The 19,588-nt window shown below is 69.8% G+C and carries 16 protein-coding genes; 7 read left to right on the top strand and 9 right to left on the bottom strand.

Annotated features, from left to right (window positions below; genetic code table 11):
* Positions 1 to 4: 4 nt before the first annotated feature.
* From SK854_RS08620 to SK854_RS08595, 6 genes are all read left to right on the top strand, one after another.
* Positions 5 to 1,102, top strand: a complete 1,098-nt coding sequence (locus SK854_RS08620) for an acyl-CoA dehydrogenase family protein (protein WP_319974472.1) — start codon at positions 5 to 7, stop codon at positions 1,100 to 1,102.
* Positions 1,099 to 2,040 (top strand): LLM class F420-dependent oxidoreductase, encoded by a 942-nt coding sequence (locus tag SK854_RS08615; RefSeq protein ID WP_319974471.1) that lies wholly within the window; start codon positions 1,099 to 1,101, stop codon positions 2,038 to 2,040. The genes SK854_RS08620 and SK854_RS08615 overlap by 4 nt, the downstream gene beginning before the upstream one ends.
* Positions 2,037 to 2,480 (top strand): winged helix-turn-helix transcriptional regulator, encoded by a 444-nt coding sequence (locus SK854_RS08610; RefSeq protein ID WP_319974470.1) that lies wholly within the window; start codon positions 2,037 to 2,039, stop codon positions 2,478 to 2,480. The genes SK854_RS08615 and SK854_RS08610 overlap by 4 nt, the downstream gene beginning before the upstream one ends.
* Before the next feature lie 15 nt (positions 2,481 to 2,495).
* On the top strand, positions 2,496 to 3,617 hold the full coding sequence (locus tag SK854_RS08605) for a MalY/PatB family protein (protein WP_319974469.1): 1,122 nt from the start codon (positions 2,496 to 2,498) through the stop codon (positions 3,615 to 3,617).
* A gap of 68 nt (positions 3,618 to 3,685) precedes the next feature.
* Positions 3,686 to 4,636: an ATP-binding cassette domain-containing protein gene (locus SK854_RS08600; RefSeq protein ID WP_319974468.1), complete on the top strand. Its 951-nt coding sequence runs from the start codon at positions 3,686 to 3,688 to the stop codon at positions 4,634 to 4,636.
* Positions 4,633 to 5,406 carry an ABC transporter permease gene (locus SK854_RS08595; protein WP_319974467.1) on the top strand — a complete coding sequence of 258 codons (774 nt, stop codon included), beginning with the start codon at positions 4,633 to 4,635 and terminating at the stop codon, positions 5,404 to 5,406. Before SK854_RS08600 ends, SK854_RS08595 begins: the two co-directional genes overlap by 4 nt.
* Before the next feature lie 21 nt (positions 5,407 to 5,427).
* Here SK854_RS08595 and SK854_RS08590 read toward each other — a convergent pair whose 3' ends face one another.
* Together SK854_RS08590 and SK854_RS08585 are read right to left on the bottom strand one after the other, a co-directional pair.
* Positions 5,428 to 8,466, bottom strand: coding sequence for a BTAD domain-containing putative transcriptional regulator (locus SK854_RS08590; RefSeq protein WP_319974466.1), 3,039 nt, complete (start codon positions 8,464 to 8,466; stop codon positions 5,428 to 5,430).
* Between the two features lie 30 nt (positions 8,467 to 8,496).
* On the bottom strand, positions 8,497 to 9,348 hold the full coding sequence (locus SK854_RS08585; RefSeq protein WP_319974465.1) for an aminoglycoside phosphotransferase family protein: 852 nt from the start codon (positions 9,346 to 9,348) through the stop codon (positions 8,497 to 8,499).
* Positions 9,349 to 9,373: 25 nt separating this feature from the next.
* On the opposite strand from SK854_RS08585, the gene SK854_RS08580 reads away from it, so the two are divergent.
* Positions 9,374 to 10,648: a lanthionine synthetase LanC family protein gene (locus tag SK854_RS08580; RefSeq protein ID WP_319974464.1), complete on the top strand. Its 1,275-nt coding sequence runs from the start codon at positions 9,374 to 9,376 to the stop codon at positions 10,646 to 10,648.
* A 135-nt stretch (positions 10,649 to 10,783) separates the two neighbouring features.
* On the opposite strand, the gene SK854_RS08575 is transcribed toward SK854_RS08580, so the two are convergent.
* The 7 genes from SK854_RS08575 to SK854_RS08545 form a co-directional block, all read right to left on the bottom strand.
* On the bottom strand, positions 10,784 to 11,788 hold the full coding sequence (locus SK854_RS08575) for an LLM class flavin-dependent oxidoreductase (protein ID WP_319974463.1): 1,005 nt from the start codon (positions 11,786 to 11,788) through the stop codon (positions 10,784 to 10,786).
* 44 nt (positions 11,789 to 11,832) lie between these two features.
* Entirely contained in the window at positions 11,833 to 14,535 is a 2,703-nt protein-coding gene (locus tag SK854_RS08570) for a glycoside hydrolase family 2 TIM barrel-domain containing protein (protein ID WP_319974462.1), read from the bottom strand.
* A gap of 47 nt (positions 14,536 to 14,582) precedes the next feature.
* Complete coding sequence (locus SK854_RS08565; RefSeq protein WP_319974461.1) at positions 14,583 to 15,410, bottom strand: carbohydrate ABC transporter permease; 828 nt, start codon at positions 15,408 to 15,410, stop codon at positions 14,583 to 14,585.
* On the bottom strand, positions 15,407 to 16,297 hold the full coding sequence (locus SK854_RS08560; RefSeq protein ID WP_319974460.1) for a carbohydrate ABC transporter permease: 891 nt from the start codon (positions 16,295 to 16,297) through the stop codon (positions 15,407 to 15,409). Before SK854_RS08560 ends, SK854_RS08565 begins: the two co-directional genes overlap by 4 nt.
* Complete coding sequence (locus tag SK854_RS08555; RefSeq protein WP_319974459.1) at positions 16,294 to 17,577, bottom strand: extracellular solute-binding protein; 1,284 nt, start codon at positions 17,575 to 17,577, stop codon at positions 16,294 to 16,296. The genes SK854_RS08560 and SK854_RS08555 overlap by 4 nt, the downstream gene beginning before the upstream one ends.
* 89 nt (positions 17,578 to 17,666) lie before the next feature.
* Positions 17,667 to 18,650 (bottom strand): LacI family DNA-binding transcriptional regulator, encoded by a 984-nt coding sequence (locus SK854_RS08550; protein WP_319974458.1) that lies wholly within the window; start codon positions 18,648 to 18,650, stop codon positions 17,667 to 17,669.
* A gap of 2 nt (positions 18,651 to 18,652) precedes the next feature.
* Complete coding sequence (locus SK854_RS08545; protein ID WP_319974457.1) at positions 18,653 to 19,522, bottom strand: LysR substrate-binding domain-containing protein; 870 nt, start codon at positions 19,520 to 19,522, stop codon at positions 18,653 to 18,655.
* Positions 19,523 to 19,588 lie beyond the last annotated feature (66 nt).

Raw genomic sequence — 19,588 nt, 5'->3', positions numbered from 1 at the left:
CGTCGTGGCTGACGTGCGGACCGTCGCCGACCTGGCACGAGAGGTCGCGCCGGAGACGGAGGCGGGCCGCACGCTGGCTCCCGAACTGGTGGAGGCGATCCGCGGGCAAGGCCTGTTCCGGCTGGGCGTCCCGCGTTCGCTCGGAGGGGGCGAGAGTCCGCCGGCCGAGACGCTGGCCCTAGCCGAGACCATCGCCCGCGGTGACGCCTCCGCCGGCTGGTGCGTGTCGATCGCGGCGACCTCCGGTCTGCTGGCCGCGTACCTGCCGGAATCGGGCGCCCAGGAGGTGTTCGGGGACGTCCGGTCGGTCGCCGCCGGGGTGTGGGCTCCGAAGGGACGCGGCGTCACGGTCGACGGTGGCGTCGTGGTGTCGGGGCAGTGGTCGTTCTGTTCCGGGATCGGGCATGCCGACTGGTTGTTCGCCGGGTTCGTGCACGACGGTGCGCTGAAGGTCGCGGCGCTGCCCAAGACGGCGCTGGAGGTGCTCGACACCTGGCACACCACGGGGTTGCGCGGTACCGGAAGCCACGACTGCGTGGCACGGGACGTGTTCGTGCCCGACTCCCGGATTCTGTCCGTTCTGGATGGACCGCTGCGGGACGGTGCGCTGTATCGCTTCCCGGTGTTCGGGTTCTTCGCGTCGTCGGTCGCGGTCGCGGCTCTGGGCAACGCTTTCGGCGCACTGGACGACTTCGTGGCGCTGGCCGGCCGCACACCGCTCGGGTCGAGCCGCACTGTGGCCGAACGGGGATCGACCCAGGCTGCGGTGGCCTCGGCTTCGGCGTCGCTGAGGGCCGCTCGGGCGTTCTTCTACGAAGCGGTGTCCGAGGCCTGGGAGGCGGCGCAGGGGAGTGAGCCGGTGCCGGTCGAGGCTCGGGCGGGTGTGCGGCTGGCCGCCACGCACGCGACTCGGACGGCTCGTGAGGTCGTCTCCTCGCTGTACGACCTGGCCGGCGGAGGAGCGATCTACGACGGGGCACCGATCCAGCGGCGGTTCCGGGACGCACACACGGCCTCCGCGCACTTCCAGGTCAACGCCACGTCCTTCGAGCTGCCGGGCAAGGTGCTGCTCGGCGTGCCCGCGCGGACGGAGCAGCTGTGACGTCGGTCGGGGTGGTGACGCCGTTCTGGCTCGACCGGCCGCCCGCCGAGGCGGTGGACATCGCCGTCGTGGCCGACGAGGCCGGGTTCGGGACGCTGTGGATCGGGGAGATGGCGACGTTCGACGCTTTCGCGCTGGCCACGGCTGTCGGGCTGCGGACGTCGAGCATCTCGCTGAAGATCGGGCCGCTCGCGGTCGGCGTGCGGAGTCCGGTGGCACTGGCGCTGGGACTGTCCACTGTGGTCGTGATGACCGGGCGGCGGGCCGGGTTGGCGCTGGGGGCGTCGAGTCCGCGGATCGTGACCGAGTGGCACGGCCGGGACTGGGAACCGGTGCGGCGGATGCGGGAGACGGTCCGGGACACGCGGGCGATCCTGGACGGGAACCGGGTGGCCGGCTTCCGGTCGCAGCAACCGGTTCCCGGCACGCCGATCTCGGTGGCGGCGTTCGGGCCCGCCATGACTCGCGTGGCGGCGGCGGTGGCGGACGAGGTGGTGCTCAACCTGGTGAGCGCCGAGCACGTCGCCAACACGAAGAAGCAGGTCAGTGCGTTGGCGAGTGTTCCTCCACCCTTGGCCGTCTGGATCCCCGCCGCCCTCGACCCCGGCCCCGCCACCCTCCACCAACTCCGCGCCCAACTGGCCGTCTACCTCTCCCCGCCCGGCTACGGCGAGATGTTCACCGCCCTGGGCCACGGCACCCTGGTCGAGCAGTCCAGAGCCGGCAGGCCGCGTGCCGAACTGGCCCGGGCCATCCCCACGGACCTCATCGAGGCGGTGGGCGCGATCGGCTCGGCCCAGGACGTCGCCGACCGCGTCGACGAGTACTTCGACGCGGGCGCCGAGCACGTCGGCCTGGTCCCGGCGACGGCAGAGGATCCAGCGGGCCACGGGCTGCTGACCACGCTCTCCCCACTGCTGACGAAGGGACGCCGATGATCGACTCCGACGCCCTCGACCGCCGGTTCCGCGGTGAATCCGTCGGGCGGGCGCTCGACCTGGTGGGGGAGAAGTGGACGCTGCTGATCCTGCGCGAGGCCTTCTTCGGCGTCCGCAGGTACGGGCAGTTCGTCCGCAACCTCAACGTTCCGCGGCCCACGCTGTCCGCGCGGCTGAAGACGTTGGTCGAGGCCGGGTTGCTGCAGCGCGTGCCGTACGCGGAGGACCGCGAGGAGTACCGCCTCACCGAGGCGGGGCTGGAGTTGTTCCCCGCCATCGTGATCCTCATGAAGTGGGGCGACCGGCACGTGCCTGACCCGGACGGACCGCCGATCGTGCTGGAGCACAGCGGCTGCGGGAAGCCTGCCGACGCGTTCCTCGCGTGCCGGTGCTGCGGCGAGGAGATCACCGCGCACAACGTGACGGCGCATCCCGGGTGACCTACGTTGGGACGCATGCTGAACCCGCTGAGCCAGGTGTCCTTGGAACGGTTGCGGCAGCGCACGAGCGTCAAGTGGCGGGAGTACCCGGACGACGTGCTGCCGTTGTGGGTGGCCGAGATGGACGTCGACCCGGCTGAGCCGATCAAGCGGGCCATCATCGACGCCCTGGAACTCGGCGACACGGGCTATCCGGCCGGTACGGACTACCCCGAGGCGCTCGCGGCGTTCGCGAACGAACGCTGGGGCTGGAACGGGATCGCCGTGGAACGCACGGCGCTCATGTCCGACGTGATGCTCGGCATCGTCGAGCTGATCAAACTGGTGTCCGGGCCCGGCGACCCGGTGATCGTCAGCCCGCCGGTGTACCCGCCGTTCTACCTGTTCGTCAGGAGCGCGGGCCGGGCCGTGATCGAGGCACCGCTGACGAACGGACGCCTCGACCTGGCCGTGCTGGAGCGGACGTTCCGGCACGTCAAGGCCGACCACCCGGTGTACCTGCTGTGCAACCCGCAGAACCCGACCGGCACCGTCCACACCCGCGAGGAGCTGACGGCTCTCGCAGGACTGGCGAAGAAGTACGGCGTCCGCGTGATCGCCGACGAGATCCACGCACCGCTCGTGTCCAAGAGCGCGAAGTTCGTGCCGTACCTGAGCGTCGACGACCACGGGATGTCGCTCATGTCCGCGTCGAAGGGCTGGAACCTGGCGGCGATGCGGGCGGCCGTCGCCGTCGCGAACACCGACGATCTCGCGCGGTTGCCGGAAGAGGTCAGCCACGGGCCGAGCCACTTCGGCACGATCGCGCACACCGCCGCGCTGCGCCACGGCGGCGAGTGGCTCGACGCGCTGCTGGCAGGCCTCGACGAGAACCGGAAGCTCCTCAAGAACCTGCTCGCCGAGCACCTGCCGGAGATCGGCTACGAGCCCTCCGAGGCGACCTTCCTGGCCTGGCTGGACTGCCGGGCCATCAGTGACGACCCGGCCGCGTTCTTCGTCGAACGAGGACGGGTCGCCCTCATGTCCGGCGCCGGGTTCGGCAGCGGCGCCGAGGGCCACGTCCGGCTCAACATCGGGACCTCGCCCGAGATCATCACCGAGGCGGTCACGCGGATGGCCGCCGCTGTCAGAGGCTGACAGCGGGCTGCCAGCGGTCTGCCAGCGCGGCGGCGCACAGTTCCTCCCGACACAGGGAGGGACCAACGATGGCGCTGGCGATCAGGGCAGAAGGCCTGGTCAAGCACTACGGGGAGACGAAAGCGCTGGACGGCGTCGACCTCGAGGTGCCTGAGGGGAAGGTCGTGGGGGTGCTCGGGCCGAACGGCGCGGGCAAGACCACGGCGGTGCGGGTGCTGGCGACGTTGCTGCGCCCGGACGCGGGGCACGCCACCGTGCACGGGCACGACGTGCTGAAGGACCCGAGGGCGGTCCGGTCGCTGATCGGACTGACCGGGCAGTACGCGTCGGTGGACGAGGACCTCTCCGGTACGGAGAACCTCGTGCTGCTGGCCCGGCTGCTCGACTTCTCCCGTGCGGGGGCACGGGCGAAGGCCGCGGAGCTGCTGGAGCAGTTCGAGCTCACCGACGCCGCGGGGCGGGCCGCCAAGACGTACTCGGGAGGTATGCGCCGGCGGCTCGACCTCGCGGCCAGCCTGGTCGGCAACCCGTCCGTGCTGTACCTGGACGAGCCGACCACGGGGCTGGACCCGCACGCCCGCAACGAGGTGTGGGCGGTGGTGCGCAAGCTCGTCGCGAACGGTGTGACGGTCCTGCTCACCACGCAGTACCTGGAAGAGGCCGACCAGCTCGCGGACTCGATCACGGTGTTCGACCACGGCAAGGTCGTGGCCGAGGGCAGGCCGGACGAGCTCAAGCGGCGCGTGGGCGGGCAGACGTTGCAGGTGCGGCCGACGTCGTTGCGCGATCTCGACGCGGTGTACCGGATTCTCGGTGACCTGACGGGTGTCCGGCCGACCCGCGACGACGACACGGGACTGCTGACCGCACCGGTGAACGACCCGGTGCTGCTGTCCACTTTGGTCCGCAAGCTCGACGACGCCGGCATCACCGCCGACGAACTGGCGTTGCGGCTGCCGTCGCTCGACGAGGTGTTCCTCGCACTCACCGGCAAGCAGAACGAAGGGAGCCTGGTATGAGCACGATCACGTTGGACAGGAGTGTGCGCCACGGCTTCGCGCTGGCCTGGCGGGGAATCCTCAAGATCCGCAAGAACCCCGAGCAGCTGGCGGACGTGACGATCGCCCCGATCATCTTCCTGGTGATGTTCACCTACCTGTTCGGTGGTGCGCTCGCCGGCAACACGGACGCTTACCTGCAGATGCTCGTGCCGGGCATCATGGTGATGGTCATCCTGCAGTCCAGCATGACGGCGGGCGTGCAGATGAACACGGACGTCTCCAAGGGCGTGTTCGACAGGTTCCGCTCCATGCCGATCGCGCGCTCGGCGCCGTTGGTGGGGGCGGTGCTCGCGGACATCGTGCGCTACGTCGTCTGCATCGTGGTGCTGATGGTCGTCGCGACGATCATGGGCTACCGGGTGCAGACCGGACCGGCCGAGCTGCTGATCGCGTCGGGGCTCGCGATCGCGTTCGGACTGTGCTTCTGCTGGGCGGCGGTGTTCGTGGGCATGCTGCTCAAGACCCCGCAGGCGGTGCAGGGCATCATGATCGTGCTGATCATGCCGTTGACGTTCGGCAGCAACGTCTTCGTCGGCACCTCGACGATGCCGGGCTGGCTCAAGGCGTGGGCGGACATCAGCCCCGTCAGCCTGCTGTCGGACGCGCTGCGCGGGCTGCTCAACGGCGGCGCGATCGCCGGGCCGCTCACCGGATCGCTGATCTGGATGGCCGGCGCGGTCGCGGTGTTCTTCCCGCTGGCGATGTGGGCCTACCGCAAGCGCGTGTGACGTCTCGGAAACGGGCGGGCGTCAGCTTTCGCTGATGCCCGCCTCTTCGCGCACCTCGTGCAGCGCCTCGGCTTTGGTGATCGTCAGCGGTGCGGGCTCGCCCAGTTCGGCGACGAGGTGCCGCACGTCCGGATCACCCATGTCGAGCCGCCCGCGGATGAGCTGGGCGAGCGCCATCAACCGCCGTGCTGCGTCGGTGCGGCCCTGCAGGTGCCGCACCTGGGCCAGGAGCTCCGTCACAGCCGAGAGATCCGGCATGTCGCCGCGTTCGGACGTCGTCTCGACGGCCACCGTTGCGAACGCCTCGGCGTCGTCGAACCTGCCGTCGGCGATGGCGATTCGTGCGTCGAGGATGGCCACCCACTCCGTGACGAACGTTCCGAGCACGGACGACGTGGTGACGCGCTGTTTGAACGAATCGCTCAGTGCGCGCGCCTCCTCGATCCTGCCCGCGCGCAGCACGACCTCGGCCTTCGCGTAGTCGAGCATCGTGGACAGCTGGTCGTTGCCGACGTCCCTCACGAACTGCTCCGCCGCGACCACCTCGCGCGCGGCCGCGGCGTGGTCGCCCATGCGCGCGTACTCCACCGCGAGCCGCCACCGCTGCTGCACGGCGTCGTCCTGGGACCGCAGCTCCGTCGCCACCTCCAGCCCACGCTGGTACAGGTCGATCGCCGCCTGGTTGTCACCCGTGTGCGAGACGAACGCGGCCTTCATGCCGAGCGTCATCGCCGAACCCCACCGATCGCCGATGGCCGTGAACTGGTCGTACGCGCGATCGCGGGCCTGTTCGGCGCCTTCCAGGTCACCGTCGTCGACCAGCATGAAGCTGTGCGCCCACTCCGCGCCCGCCCGCGCCCACGGGTCCTCGCTCGCCGCGGCCCGCTTCACCTCGCGCCGCGCCAGTTCGGTGTTCTGACTGAGGAACGCGAGCATGGGCAGCGCGATCGCGAGCGACGGGTACTTCTGGACGGCGCCGGAGCTCACGCAGCTCTCGATGACCGCTGCCGCCTCCTCCGCGTCTGTTACCCCTGGCACGGCGGCCATGATGAGCTGCATGGCCCGGAACGTGGCGAAGCGGTCGGCGGGCAGCAGGTCGCCGAGCGCGAGCACGTCGCGCACCGACATCTCCGCGCGCTCGTTGTCGCCCTTGACGAGCCAGTACCAGAACGTGCCGCCGAGCAGGTCGGCCGCCAGCTCGACCTCGCGGTCGTCGATCGCTCCGCGCAACGCCGCCACGACGTTGTCCTGCTCCGCCTCGTAGACGTCGATCGCCTCGAGCTGCCGAGCGGTGCGGATGAGCGGCTCCCAGCGCGCCGTCAGCTCCCGGTAGTGGTGCCGGAAGCGGTTCACGAACTCGCGTTTCTCCCCGGACGCGTCGAGCTGCTCGGCCGCGTAGACCCGGATCGTCTCCAGCATCCGGTACCGCGCCTCGCCGTCCAGCTCGATGACGTCCACAATGGACTTATCGACCAGTGACGTGAGCACGTAGAGCGCGTCCGGCAGGCAGACCTCCTCGATCGCGTCGAGGCCCGCTCCCGCGGGAAACACCGCGAGCCTTCTGGCGAGCCGGAGCTCCTCCTCGGTCAGCAGGTCCCAGCTCCACTCGACGACCGCGCGCAGCGTGCGCTGGCGGGGCAGTGCCGTGCGGCTGCCCGAGGTGAGCAGCCGGAACCGGTCGTCCAGGCGCTGGGTGATCTGCCGGATCGTCATGGACCGCAACCGGGCGGCGGCCAGTTCGAGCGCGAGCGGCATGCCGTCGAGCCTGCGGCAGATCTGCCGCACGTCGTCCACAGTGGACTCGTCGAGCGCGAACCCCGGCCGCACCGCGTTGGCCCGGTCCAGGAACAGCCGCACCGCGCCGAACCCGGACAGGTCCGTCTGCCCGTCGGGCACCGCGAGCGGTCCGACCGGGCACAGCGACTCGCCGTCGATCGCGAGCGGTTCCCTGCTGGTCGCGAGGATCCGCAGGTTCGGCACCCGGCGCAGCAGATCGGTGGTGAACTCGGCGGCCGCGCCGATGAGGTGCTCGCAGTTGTCCAGCACCAGCAACGACTCGCCCGCGCCGAGCACCTCGGCGATCCGGCTCATGCTCTCGCTCGCCCGCCGCATCGGATCGGCGACGAAGCTCAGTTCGAACGCGCCGAGCACCGCGCCGGCCAGGTCCTCCGCCGCCCGCACGCCCGCCAGTGCCGCGAACCACACGCGCCCCTTGCCGTGCAACGGATGCCGCGCCGCGATCTCGGTGGCGAGCCGCGTCTTGCCCGCACCGCCGGGCCCGACCAGCGTGACCAGCCGAGCCTGGCCGAGCAGCCCGGAGATCTCCGCGAGTTCGTCGTCGCGCCCGACGAAACTGGTGAGCCGCACCGGCAACCGGTCGACGACGGCCCGCGGCCCGAGTTCGCCGCGCAGTGCCGCGAGATGGACGTCCTGCAGTTCCTGCGACGGATCGACACCCAGTTCGTCGGCGAGCCGGCCGCGGACCTCCGCGTAGACGTGCAAAGCGTCGGACTGCCTGCCCTGCGCGCACAACGCCCGCATCAGCAGCGCGGCCAGCCGTTCCCGCAGCGGATGCTTCTCGTGCATCGCCGTCAGCGCGGCGACGTCCAGCTCACCGGTCCTGAACCGGTCTTCCTCCGCGGAGAGGCGTGCTTCTTCGAGACGAGCGGCGGTGGGAGCGGCGAACGGCGCGTCCCGCACGTCGGCCAGCGCCTCACCGCGCCAGAGCCCGAGCGCCTCGTCCAGCCGTCCGGCGGCGCGCAGCCGTTCGAACCGGAAGACGTCGACGTCCTCGGTCGCGACAACCAGCCGGTACCCGCCCGGCTCCAGTGCGACGGGACAGACCTTGCGCAGCCTCGACACGAGCGACTGCAGGGCGTTCACGGCGTCGGCGGGCGGCTGCTCGCCCCACAGGTCGTCGATCAGCGTCGTCGTCGGCACGGCCCGGCCGGGGTCGAGCGCGAGGCGGGCCACGAGCATGCGAACGCGGGCACCACCGATGTCGACCGGTGTGCCGTCCTCGGCCTCGACACTCGTCGGCCCCAGCAATGCCACACGCACAGGTCCAGCTTCCCAGATCGTCGGCGGTGGTCAGGCGAGAACGCCGAGTGCGCGGGTCAGCGCGCCGGTGATCATGCTCTCCATCGCCTCGTCGGTGTTGCCGCGCGGCACCCGTTCGACCAGCATGATCGAGTAGAGATAGGCCTGGTAGGCGGCCAGCCGCAGACGTGCGGAGCCGGTGAACTCGAAGCCGTAGCCCCGCAGGAGGTCCTCGTCGTCCTCGATGGACCCGAACAGGGCGAGCGACACGAACTCCGCGACCGGATCGCCCCAGAACGCGCGCTCGCCGTCGACCAGTCCGGTGAGTCCGGTGTCGGCGAGGACGTTGCCGTCCCACAGGTCGAAGTGCACCAACGCCGGTCGTCGCACCTCGTCGAACGCCTTGGCGTGCCGGTGCAGATCAGCGGTCGGGAGTTTCACGGCGTAGCGTTCGGCATCGGCTCGCACCGCGTCGAACATCCCGAAGAACGCCTCGGTCCACGTCTCGTGCAGGCCTAGCTGGGGATAGCCGAAGCCGGGCCCGGTCACCTCGTGCAGCGCTTTCACGGCCTCGCCGAGTTCGCGGCGGATCAGCGGGCGGTCGACGTCGGACCGGCCGAAGACCGGCTCGCCCGGCAGGCACGTCGCCAGGAGTGCCGCGTCGTCCGCGTAGACGACCTCTGGCACCGGCGCGACCTTGGAACCGAGCGTGCAGAACAACGCCTCGGTGCGCATGAGGTGGCGTTCGTAGGTCAGGCCGGGCTGGTCGCCCGGCGACATCTTCAGCACGAACTCGCCCTCGCGCGCCGACACGCGGAACACCGAGTTGTAGGTGCCGCCGCCCAACGGGCTCGTCGTGGCGCCGGTGAGCCCGGCGGCGGTGAGGATTCGCTGCACGGTCACCTCCGCCAATGTAATGATCGGGTGCATGGGGACGTACTGGGGGACCGCCGAGCTGGCTTGGCGATGGGTGATGGACCAGGTGCGATACGACGACGGCTGGTGGATTCCGGAGTATCCGGGCGGTGACCTGGATCTCCGGCTCCGCGACGGCATGTACGCGGGCATCGGCGGACTGGCCCACGTGCTGGCGGAGATCCGTCTGAGCCGGGAGTGGACGGCGCGCGAAGCGGAGTTGGCCGACGCCATCACGGCACGCGTCCAGGCGAGCATCGGTACGACGAGCGACGTCACGTTCTTCAACGGGCTGGGCAGCACGGTCAGCGTGCTGACGACCTTGGGCGCGCCCGGAGCCGACGCGGCCGTCGCCAGACTGCTGGAGCTGTCCACACCGGACGGATGGCCGCAGGACTTCCTGGACAACGCGGAGAAGTACCTGCCCGGCGCTCGTGCGCACGACCTGGCGGTGGGCTCGGCGGGCGTGCTGCTGACCGCGGTGTGGGCTCGCCGGCACGGCGTCGAAGGTGCGGAGGAGCTCGCGCGGGTGGCGGCGGACGTGCTGCTGGCCGAACGGGAGGAGGCGGAGATCGGTGCCAACTGGCGGTGGGTGCCGCAGCGCTTCACGACGAACGACTGGCACTCGCCGAACTTCTCGCACGGCGTCGCGGGCATCGCCGCCGCGTTCGCCCTGGCCGGTGCCGAGTTCGCGCGACCGGACCTCGTCCAGGCCGCTGTGGACGGTGCCGAGCACCTCGTGTCCCTCGGGGGCACCAGCGATGGCGGATTCCTGGTGAAGACCCGCTGTCCCGGCATCGAGGACGTGCGGCCGTTCAGCTACGGCTGGTGCCACGGCCCGACCGGAACCTCGTTGCTGTGGCCGGCTCTGCGGCACGCGGGCGTGTCCGAGGTGGCCGGCGTGGACGTCGCCGACTGGCATCGCCGGTGCCTGCACAGCATTCGCGTGTCCGGCCTGCCCGAACGGAAGTACCCGGGTTTCTGGGACAACGACGGCCGGTGCTGCGGCACGGCGGGCGTCGGCGACGTGCTGCTCGACTCGGGGCAGCACACGGACTTCGCGCTCCACCTGGCCGACGTGGTGGTGGAGCGCGCTGTCCCGGACGGTGCCGGAGTGTGCTGGAGGTTCATCGAGCACCGCAACGACGAGCCGCTGCTGCCGCCCGGTATCGGCTGGATGCAGGGCGCGGCGGGCATCGCCGGGTTCCTGTTCCACGCGGGCCGAGTGGAACAGGGTGACCTGAGGTCGGTGCCCCGCATGGACACCTGGTGGTCACTAGTGGCGTGACCCGGAAAGCTGGCTGGGTGATTCACGCTCAGCAGGGCACCTCGCGGCGCCGCCGTCCAGTACGAGGACGTGGGGCGGCGCCGCGATGCACCCGTCTGACCGCGAATTCGCCCGTCACCTTTCTGGGCCACACCACTAGGCGGGTGACCAGCCCAGTTCCGGGCCGAGCTTCGTGGCGATGTCGGTGAGGATCTGCACGTAGTCCCCGTGGTCGAAGCTGAACGGCAGCGCGAACACCACCTCGTCGACCTCCTGGAACCCGAGGTGCGCGTACAGCTGCTCGGCGATCTCCGCGGACGTGCCGATGATGTCGCGCTCGAACATGTACTTGCGCGGGCCGAACGTCTTGCCGGCGCGCGCCGCGCGTCCCTCGACGTAGGCCTCGTACTTCGCGCGCTGCTCGGGGGTCGCCGAGTCGGTCGGGATCACCACCAGGCCCTGCGACACGCGGTTGCCGCCGTGCTCGCGGAACGTCTTGATGTGCGACAGCTGTGTCTCGGCGAAGTCCTCGGACAGTTCGGACTGGGCCACGTTGCTGGTCAGCAGGTTCAGGCCGTGCTCGCCCGCCCACTTCGCCGAGCGCAGGCTGCCGCCGCCGTACCAGATCCGCTCGCGCAGGCCCGCCGCGTGCGGCTGGACGCGGTCCGACCAGACCTCGATGCCCTCGACACCGCTGAACGACGCCACCTTCTCGCCGCCCACGAAGTCCAGCAGCCGCTGCACGCGGTCGTAGCTGAAGTTCTCGACGTCCGCGGTCTCCGGGTAGAGCGCGTGCTTGACGTCGTCGTAGTGCATCGGAGGCCCGACGCTGATGCCGGGATTCAGCCTGCCGCCGGACAGCACGTCGACCGTGGCCAGGTCCTCGGCGAGCCGCAGCGGGTTCTCCCAGCCCAGCGGGATGACTGCGGTGCCGAGCTGGATCCGGCTGGTCCGCTGGGTGGCGGCGGCCAGGACCGCGACCGGCGACGAGATGCCGAACTGCAGGTGCCGGTGGCGCACCCAGGCGCTGTCGAACCCGAGCTCCTCGCCGAGCACGATGACGTCGAGCGTGGACCGGTGGCCCGCTCCCGGGTCCTTCTCGTCGAACAGGCCGATGGTGAGAAAACCCAGCTTTCGCAACGGCTCTGACTTCCGCGGCACGGAACCCTCCTCGATCCAGTCTCCTTCCGAGTTTAGGTGACGTCTCAACTACGTCCAGATGCTGGAACGAACGTGACCGCGAACGACGCCTTCCGCGCGTGCAGCCGGTACTGCGGCAGCACGCCCGGCCCGCACGACGCCGTGCCCAGGCCGTGCTGGGCGAGGTCGAGGTTCAGGTGCACGCGGTCGCCCGGCACGAGGTCGTCGGTGTGCCTGGCCGCGTCGAGGTCCTCGCTGGTCCAGCGGCGTGCGGTGAAGTCGAACACCGGCTCACCCTCGATGTGGACACCGCCGATGCGCAGCCAGCGGGCGTCGGCGCGGTTGCCGTTCTCCTGCGGGAAGACGTACGGCGTTTGCAGTGCGTCCACGGTGGAAGTGAACCGGCCGATGCGGGCAGCCTGGCGGCTGTCCGCGTACGCCTCGCCGGGGCCTCTTCCGAACCATTCGACGGCGTCCGCGGCCGGTAGTGCCATGCGCAGGCCGAGCCGGGGGAGTGTGCACGGCCACTCGCCGTCCGGCGTGATGTCGACCCGGAGGTGCAGCCGGTCGCCGTCGGCGGTCCAGTGGTAGTCGGCGAGCATGCCGAACCCCCACGCAGGAGGCGCTACACGGGTGTGCACGACCAGTCCGGACGGGTGAGTCTCGACGTCGACCACCCGGTGCTGGAGCCGGTGCAGGCCCGCGTCGCGCCACGCCCGTTCCTCGGGGTGGTCCGAACCGCGGTCGTTGTCGGTGGGCGCGCGCCAGAGGTCGAGACGGGGGCCGTCGAGGGTGAGCTCGCCGAGCTTGGTCAGCAGGCCGGTGACCGGGTCGAACTCGCCGATGCCGTGCCGCAGGACGGCGCCGAGGTGGACGAGTTCGACGCCGCCGGGCGGGGTGGCCGGCGGGGGTTCGGCGACGAGGATCTGGCCCCAGGCGACGACGTGGCCCGCGTCGGCCCAGGAGGCGGGGGCGGCCAGGGAGGCGCGGACGGTGAGCCAGCCTTCACCGGACACGGCAGGAAGCTCGGGAAGTGCGATGTCGGCGCGCGCTCCCGCTGTGGTTCGGGGAACCTCCAGCGTGCCTGAGGCGACCTCCACCCCGTCGTCCTCGTACACCCAGTCGAACCGCAGGTGGTCCATCCCGACGTGGTCGTAGAAGCTCTCGACCCGGATCCCGGCCTCGGTGCCCGTGATCCTGATCGGTTCGAAGACCTTGCCGAACTCCGCCAGCCCCGGCGACGGCGTTCGGTCGGGGAACACCAGCCCGTCGATCACGAAGTTGCCGTCGTGCAGCGGTTCGCCGAAGTCACCGCCGTACGCGAAGTGCCCGTCTCGCTCCAGCCCGTGGTCGATCCACTCCCAGATGAACCCGCCCTGCACGTGCTCGTAGCGCTCGAACAGTTCGCGGTACTCAATCATCCCGCCCGGCCCGTTGCCCATCGCGTGCGCGAACTCGCACAGGATGAACGGCAGCCCGTGCGCGTGCTCGCGCCCGATCTGCTCAACCTCGTCGTGCGAGGCGTACATCCGGCTGTAGACGTCGACGTACTCGCAGGCGAAGTCGCCCTCGTAGTGCACCGGCCGGGACGGGTCACGATCGCGGGTCCACGACGCCATCGCCGCGAGGTTGCGGCCGGTGTGCGATTCGTTGCCCAACGACCACAGCACGATCGACGGGTGGTTCTTGTCCCGCTCGACCATCCGGCGCATCCGGTCCACATAGGACTCTGCCCAGCGCGGGTCGTCGCTCGGGTTGCCGGCCCAGCCGAGTTCACCGAACCCGTGGGTCTCCAGGTCGCACTCGTCGATCACCCACAGCCCGTACTCGTCGCACAACGACAGGAAGTACGGGTCCGGCGGGTAGTGGCTGGTGCGCACGGCGTTGACGTTGTGCCGCTTCATGAGCAGCACGTCCTGCAGTGCGACCTCTCGCGGCACCGCGCGGCCGAACCGAGGGTGGTGCTCGTGCCGGTTGACGCCCCGGAACACGACCCGACTGCCGTTGACCGTCAGCACGCCATCGGAGATCTCGACCGTCCGGAATCCGATCCGCACCGGCACGCGTTCGGCGTCGGTGTGCACAACGCCGTCGTACAGCCGGGGGCTCTCCGCGCTCCACGGTTCGACGGCCAGCGAGAACGACTGCCCCGGCAGGAGATCGGTCACCTCCAGTTCCGGCACGGAGAGCAGGCCGCCCTCGACCGACAGCGTTCCCGAACCGGTGACGTGGTCGTAGGAGGCGTGGATCTCGTAGTCCGCGACTCCGCCGCGCGGACGGGACAGCAGCGCGACCGAGCGGAAGATCCCGGACATCCACCACATGTCCTGGTCTTCGAGGTAGCTGCCGGCCGACCACTGGTGCACGCGCACGGTCAGCACGTTCCCCGAAGGGCGGAGCAGGTGTCCTACCTCGAACTCCGCGGGCAACCTGCTGCCGCGGGTGACACCCAGTTCGACATCGTTGAGGCAGATCAGTCCGCACGAGTCGACGCCGTCGAAGCGCAGCACCGCCGGCTCGTCCGGCCAGTTCTCCGGCAGGTCGAACACCAGCCGGTAGTCGCCCGTGGGGTTGTCGGAGGGCACGAACGGCGGCTCGACCGGGAACGGGTAGCGCACGTTCGTGTACGCGGGCGAACCGTGGCCCTGCAGTTGCCAGTGCCCTGGCACGGTGATGGCGCCCCAGTCGCCTTCGTCGAGACGGAAGTCCCAGGTCCCGTCCAGCGACAACGAGGCCGCGTCGGAGGTGAAGAAGGAGCGTGGCGCCACCGAACCGAAGCCGGGACCCATGTCTTCGACGTACGACAACAAGATGTTCAGCCCTTCACTGCGCCGGCGGCGATGTTGCGGATGAAGTGGCGTGCGCCGATCAGGAACACGATCACCAGCGGCACGATCGCCACCAGGGTGCCCGCCATGACGACGGCGTAGTCCTGCAGGTACAGGCCGTTGAGCTGGGCCAGCGCCACCTGGAGCGTCACGTGGTTCGAGTCGATCAGCACGACCAGCGGCCACAGGTAGTCGTTCCACGCGTTGACGAACGTGAAGATCCCGAGGAACGCCAAGGCAGGTCGCAGCACGGGCAGGCCGACCGACAGGTAGGTGCGGAAGAAGCCGGCGCCGTCGACCCGAGCGGCTTCCAGCAGTTCGTCCGCGATGGCGCCGCGGGCGTACTGGCGCATCCAGAAGATGCCGAACGCGTTGGCGGCCGCCGGGATGATCAGCGCGTTCAGGCTGCCGACGAGACCGAACTTCGCCATCAGGTCGAACTGCGGGATCGCCGAGAGCTGCGTCGGCACCACGAACGTCGCCAGCAGGATTCCGAAGAGGACGTTGCTGCCGGGGAAGTCGTACTTGGCGAACGCGAAGGCCGCCAGCGAGTCGAAGAACAGCACCAGCACCGTGATCGCGATCGCCACGACCAGGGTGTTCAGCACCGACCCGAAGAAGTCGACCTTCGCGAAGACCTCGCCGATGTTGTCCACGAGATGCCCGCCGAACCAGAACTTCGGCGGTGACGAGTAGATGTCGGCGGTGGTGTTCGAGGCCATCACCGCGAGCTGGTAGTAGGGGAACAGCGTGATCAGCGCACCGATCACCAACGCGCCGTAGGTGAGGAGGGTGCCGGGTTTCGTCCGGTTCACTGGTCGCCTCCGTTCACGCGGGCCGGGCGCTGCACGAGCCGCCAGTTGAGGATCGAGAACAGCACCACGACCACGAAGATGCCCCACGCGATGGCGGCGCCGTAGCCGAAGTCGTTGTCCGCGAACGCCGTGTTGTAGAAGTAGAGGACCATCGTCATGCCCGCGCCTTCGGGGCCGCCGCGGTCGCCGAGCAGGATCTGCGACTCGGTGAAGATCTGCAGACCGCCGATCGCCGACATCACGACCGAGAACAGGATCACCGGGCGCAGCAACGGAAGCGTGACGCGGAAGAACGTCTGCACCGGACCGGCGCCGTCGAGCTTCGCGGCCTCGTAGACGTCCTGGGGGAGTGCCTGCAGGCCCGCCAGCAGGATGATCGCGTTGTAGCCCGTCCAGCGCCAGATGATCATCACCGAGATGGCGGTCCTGATCGCCCAGGGATCGGTGAGCCACTGCACGGGATCCACGCCGATGAGGCCGAGGAACCAGTTCAGGACGCCGAACTCGCTGGAGAAGAACGAGCCGAACACCAGCGACATCGCCACGATCGACGTGACGTTGGGCAGGAAGTAGGCCACCCGCAGGAAACCCTTGTGGCGCACCGAGGAGTTCAGGCCCAGTGCGACGAGCATCGACAGCACCAGCATCGGGATCGTCGACATCACCCAGATGATCAGGGTGTTGCCGATCGCGTCCCAGAACGCCGTGTCGGTCAGGAGGAACGCGAAGTTCTCCAGCCCGACGAACTTCATCTCGCTGACGCCGTTCCAGCGCTGCAACGACAGCCACAGCGAGTACACGACGGGATACACCCCGAAGATCGCGAACAGCACGAAGAACGGCGCGATGGCCAGGTACTGCGGAAGGTACTTCCACCTGCGGTTCACGCGAGCACCCCCTGCCGGCGCAGCAGCCGTTCGACGGCCGTCCGGGCGTCCTGCCAGGCCTGTTCCGGGTCCTTGCCGGCGCTTTCCACGTTGGTCAGCTCATCGGTGTAGGTGTCGGAGATCGTGATGTCCCAAGGCGAGAAGTAGACGGGCTGGACCTTCTCCGCGATCTCGCCGAACACCTGGATCGTGGCCTGCCCGCCGAAGAACTCCTCGGCCGCCAGCACCGTCGGGTCGGAGTAGACGGCCGGGCTGGACGGGAAGAGTCCGAGTTCGAGGTAGGTGGACGCCTGGTTCTCCGGCGACATCAGCCACTTCACGACCTCGTAGGCGCCCTGCGGATCGGGGCAGTACCTCGTGATCGCGAGGAACGAGCCGCCCTGGTTGCCGGGACCGCCGGGCGCCTGGCACACGTGCCACTGGCCGGACGTGCCCGGCGCGGACTGCTTGAGGTTGCCGGTGATCCAGGAGGCGTTGACGAACGCGACCTCCTTGCCGTTCGTCCAGGCCGCGCGCCGGTCGACGCCCTCGCCGGTGGCCGAACCCGCGTAGCCCGCCGTCAGCCCCAGCTGGAACGCCTTGACCGCGCGATCCCACGCCCGCCGCACCTGCGACTGGTCGTCGAGGTAGCGGTTCTGCCGGTCGAGGTACTTCTGCTTCTCCTGCGCGAGCGAGTACGTGAACACCATCTTCGTGTCGGTGATCAGGTATCGGCCGGGCAGCTTCTCCTTGACCCGCAGGGCGAACTCGAAGTAGTCGTCCCAGGTGGACAGTGCGGCGGCCACCGCGCCCGGTTCGCTCGGCAGACCGGCCTCGGCGAACAGGTCGTGCCGGTAGTAGAGCGCGGCCGGGCCGGTGTCGATCGGGAAGCCGAGCTGGAACCCGTCTGGGCTGCGGCCCGCCTGCCACTTCCACGGCAGGTAGCGCGACTCGTCCTGCTTCGCGCCGAGCGCGTTGAGGTCGGCGAACCTGTCCGTGGCCGAGAAGTAGGTGGAGATGCCGTCGCCGAGCATCGTGATGTCCGGCAGGTAGGCCTCGCCGGACAGTGCGGCGAGCAGCCGCCGGTTCAGTTCGCCGCTCACCTTCGACGGCGTGAGGTTCTGGGCGGGGAAGCGCCGCACGGCCTCGCCGAGCACCTTCTCCGACAGGCCGTTCGTGGAGTACCAGAGCGTGATCTTGCCGGGGTTGGCCGTGGTCGGGCTGGTGCACGCGGTCGCGCCCAGTGCGGTGGCACCGAGTGCGGCCGCGCCGGTCAGGAACCTGCGTCGAGTCAACGTCATCGGGGACCCTCCGGAGAGCCCGTGAACGCTCCCGTGAGCGTTCACGGATTGCCGCGAATGATGAGCTGAACGGGTGACCCTGTCAAGGGTCAGGCAGATTCGCGCACTAACAGAACGGCGCTGACCAGCAGTTCTTCGTCAGGCAACGACGGTTCGCCCGCGACCAGCCGACCGGCCTGCGCTATCGCGAGCGCGCCGATCCGGCGGGTGTCGAGCGCGACGCTCGTGAGCGCCGGATCGACGACCGTGCCGAGCTGCAGCCCGTCGAACCCGATCACCGCGAGGTCGGCGGGCACGGCCTTGCCGAGCCTGCGGGCCGCCTTGAGCGCGCCCATGGCGATGATGTCGTTGTAGGTGAACACGGCGGTGAGGCCGGGATGCTGGTCGAGCAGCTCGTTCAACGCCTCCGCGCCGCCGTCGGCCGACTGCACGGCGTTGCCGACGACGGGAGCGTGCAGCCCGTGCTCGTCCATCGCGTCGGTGAACCAGTCACGGCGCAGGCTCGGTTCGGCGCGGCCCGCGTGGTCGAGCATGCCGATCCTGCGGTGACCTGCGGCGACGAGATGATCGACGGCTTCATGCACGCCTTTCTCGCCGTCGATGCGGATCGAGCTGAAGCGCGGCGAGCGGTGGTCACGGCCTATGAGCACGGCGGGCATGCCGCCGAGGTGCCGGTCGAGCTCGGCCTCGTCCAGGCTGAAGTAGCCGACCACGGCGTCCACCTGCGCCACGACGACTTCGAGCGTGCTGCGTTCCTCGACGATGCTGTCGGCCGTGTCGTAGACGATCACGTGCCAGCCCCGGGCCCGCGCGGCCTCCAGGGCCCCGGCCGCGACCTCGGTGAAGAACGGGTTGAGCAGATCGGGGATGACCAGGCCGATCGTGGTGCTGTCCTGCCGCACCAGACCCCGCGCGAACCGGCTCGGCCGGTAGCCCAGCTCCCGCGCCGCGTCGAGGACCCGCTGCTTGGTGCCGGCGTCGATCTCGCCCTTGTCGTTGAGCGCCCGCGACACCGTCTGCCGCGAGACCCCGGCGACCCGCGCGACGTCGTTGATCGTGACGCGCTTGCTCATGATCACCTCTCGTCCGACTGCGACCGAGTATGCAGGGCGTCGAGCACCACGGTGATCGCGGCGCGCGAGTCACGGCGCACGGCGGCGGTGATCCTCCGCGTCACCGGCAACTCCCTGGTGACCACGTCGAACCGCCGGTCGACGGCCAACGCGGGCAGCACCGCGACCGCCAGCCCGGCCTCGACGTGCTTGAGCGTCAGCATGTAGTTGCTGAACCGCCCGACCACCCTCGGCTCGAACCCGGCCTGCCGGCACAGCCGCGTCGCGAGCTTCGCCATGTACGAGCCGGGGATGTCGAACGCCCACGGCTCGTCCTTGCACGCCGGGACGTCCGTCGCGGGATGGCTCGGTGGCGTGACCAGGACGATCGGGTCCTCGCCCAGGGGCACGACGTCGATGTCCCGCGGCACGGGCAGCTCCACGAAGTCGGTGGTCGTGATGATCACGTCGACCTCACCGGCCAGCAGCGCGGGCATGCTGGCGTGCGGTTCCAGTTCGACGATCTCAACGTCGAGGTGCGGGTGGTCGAGCCGTTGGATCGCCGGCACTGCCAGGGTGTGGATCGAGCTCTGGAACGCGCCCAGCCGGATGAGGCCGGACGGCTCCTGGCTGAGGCCTCGGAGCTCTGCCTCGACGGCGTCCATCTGGTCGAGGATCGACCGGGCCCGTCTCGCCAGGATGTGCCCGGCCGACGTGAGCCGGACGCGCCGCCCGGTCCGTTCGATCAGCTGGGTGCGCGTTTCGTTCTCAAGCACCGCGAGCTGTTGCGACACACTCGAAGCACTCAGGTTCGCGGCCTGCGCCACGGCCCGCACGGTGCCCAGCGCGTCGAGCTGGCTGAGCAGGCGCAGGCGCCACGGGTTCAGCGTCATGCTGTGCAGTATTTCCGAACAGCGAGCGTGGAATTGTGAGATGGACCTGATGCTCGGCGCGTCCTA

It is taken from the genome of Lentzea sokolovensis (genome assembly GCF_033949975.1).
Classification (GTDB): domain Bacteria; phylum Actinomycetota; class Actinomycetes; order Mycobacteriales; family Pseudonocardiaceae; genus Lentzea; species Lentzea sokolovensis.
Note: the sequence above shows the minus strand (reverse complement) of the source record. Positions and strands in the feature narration are given on the sequence as shown.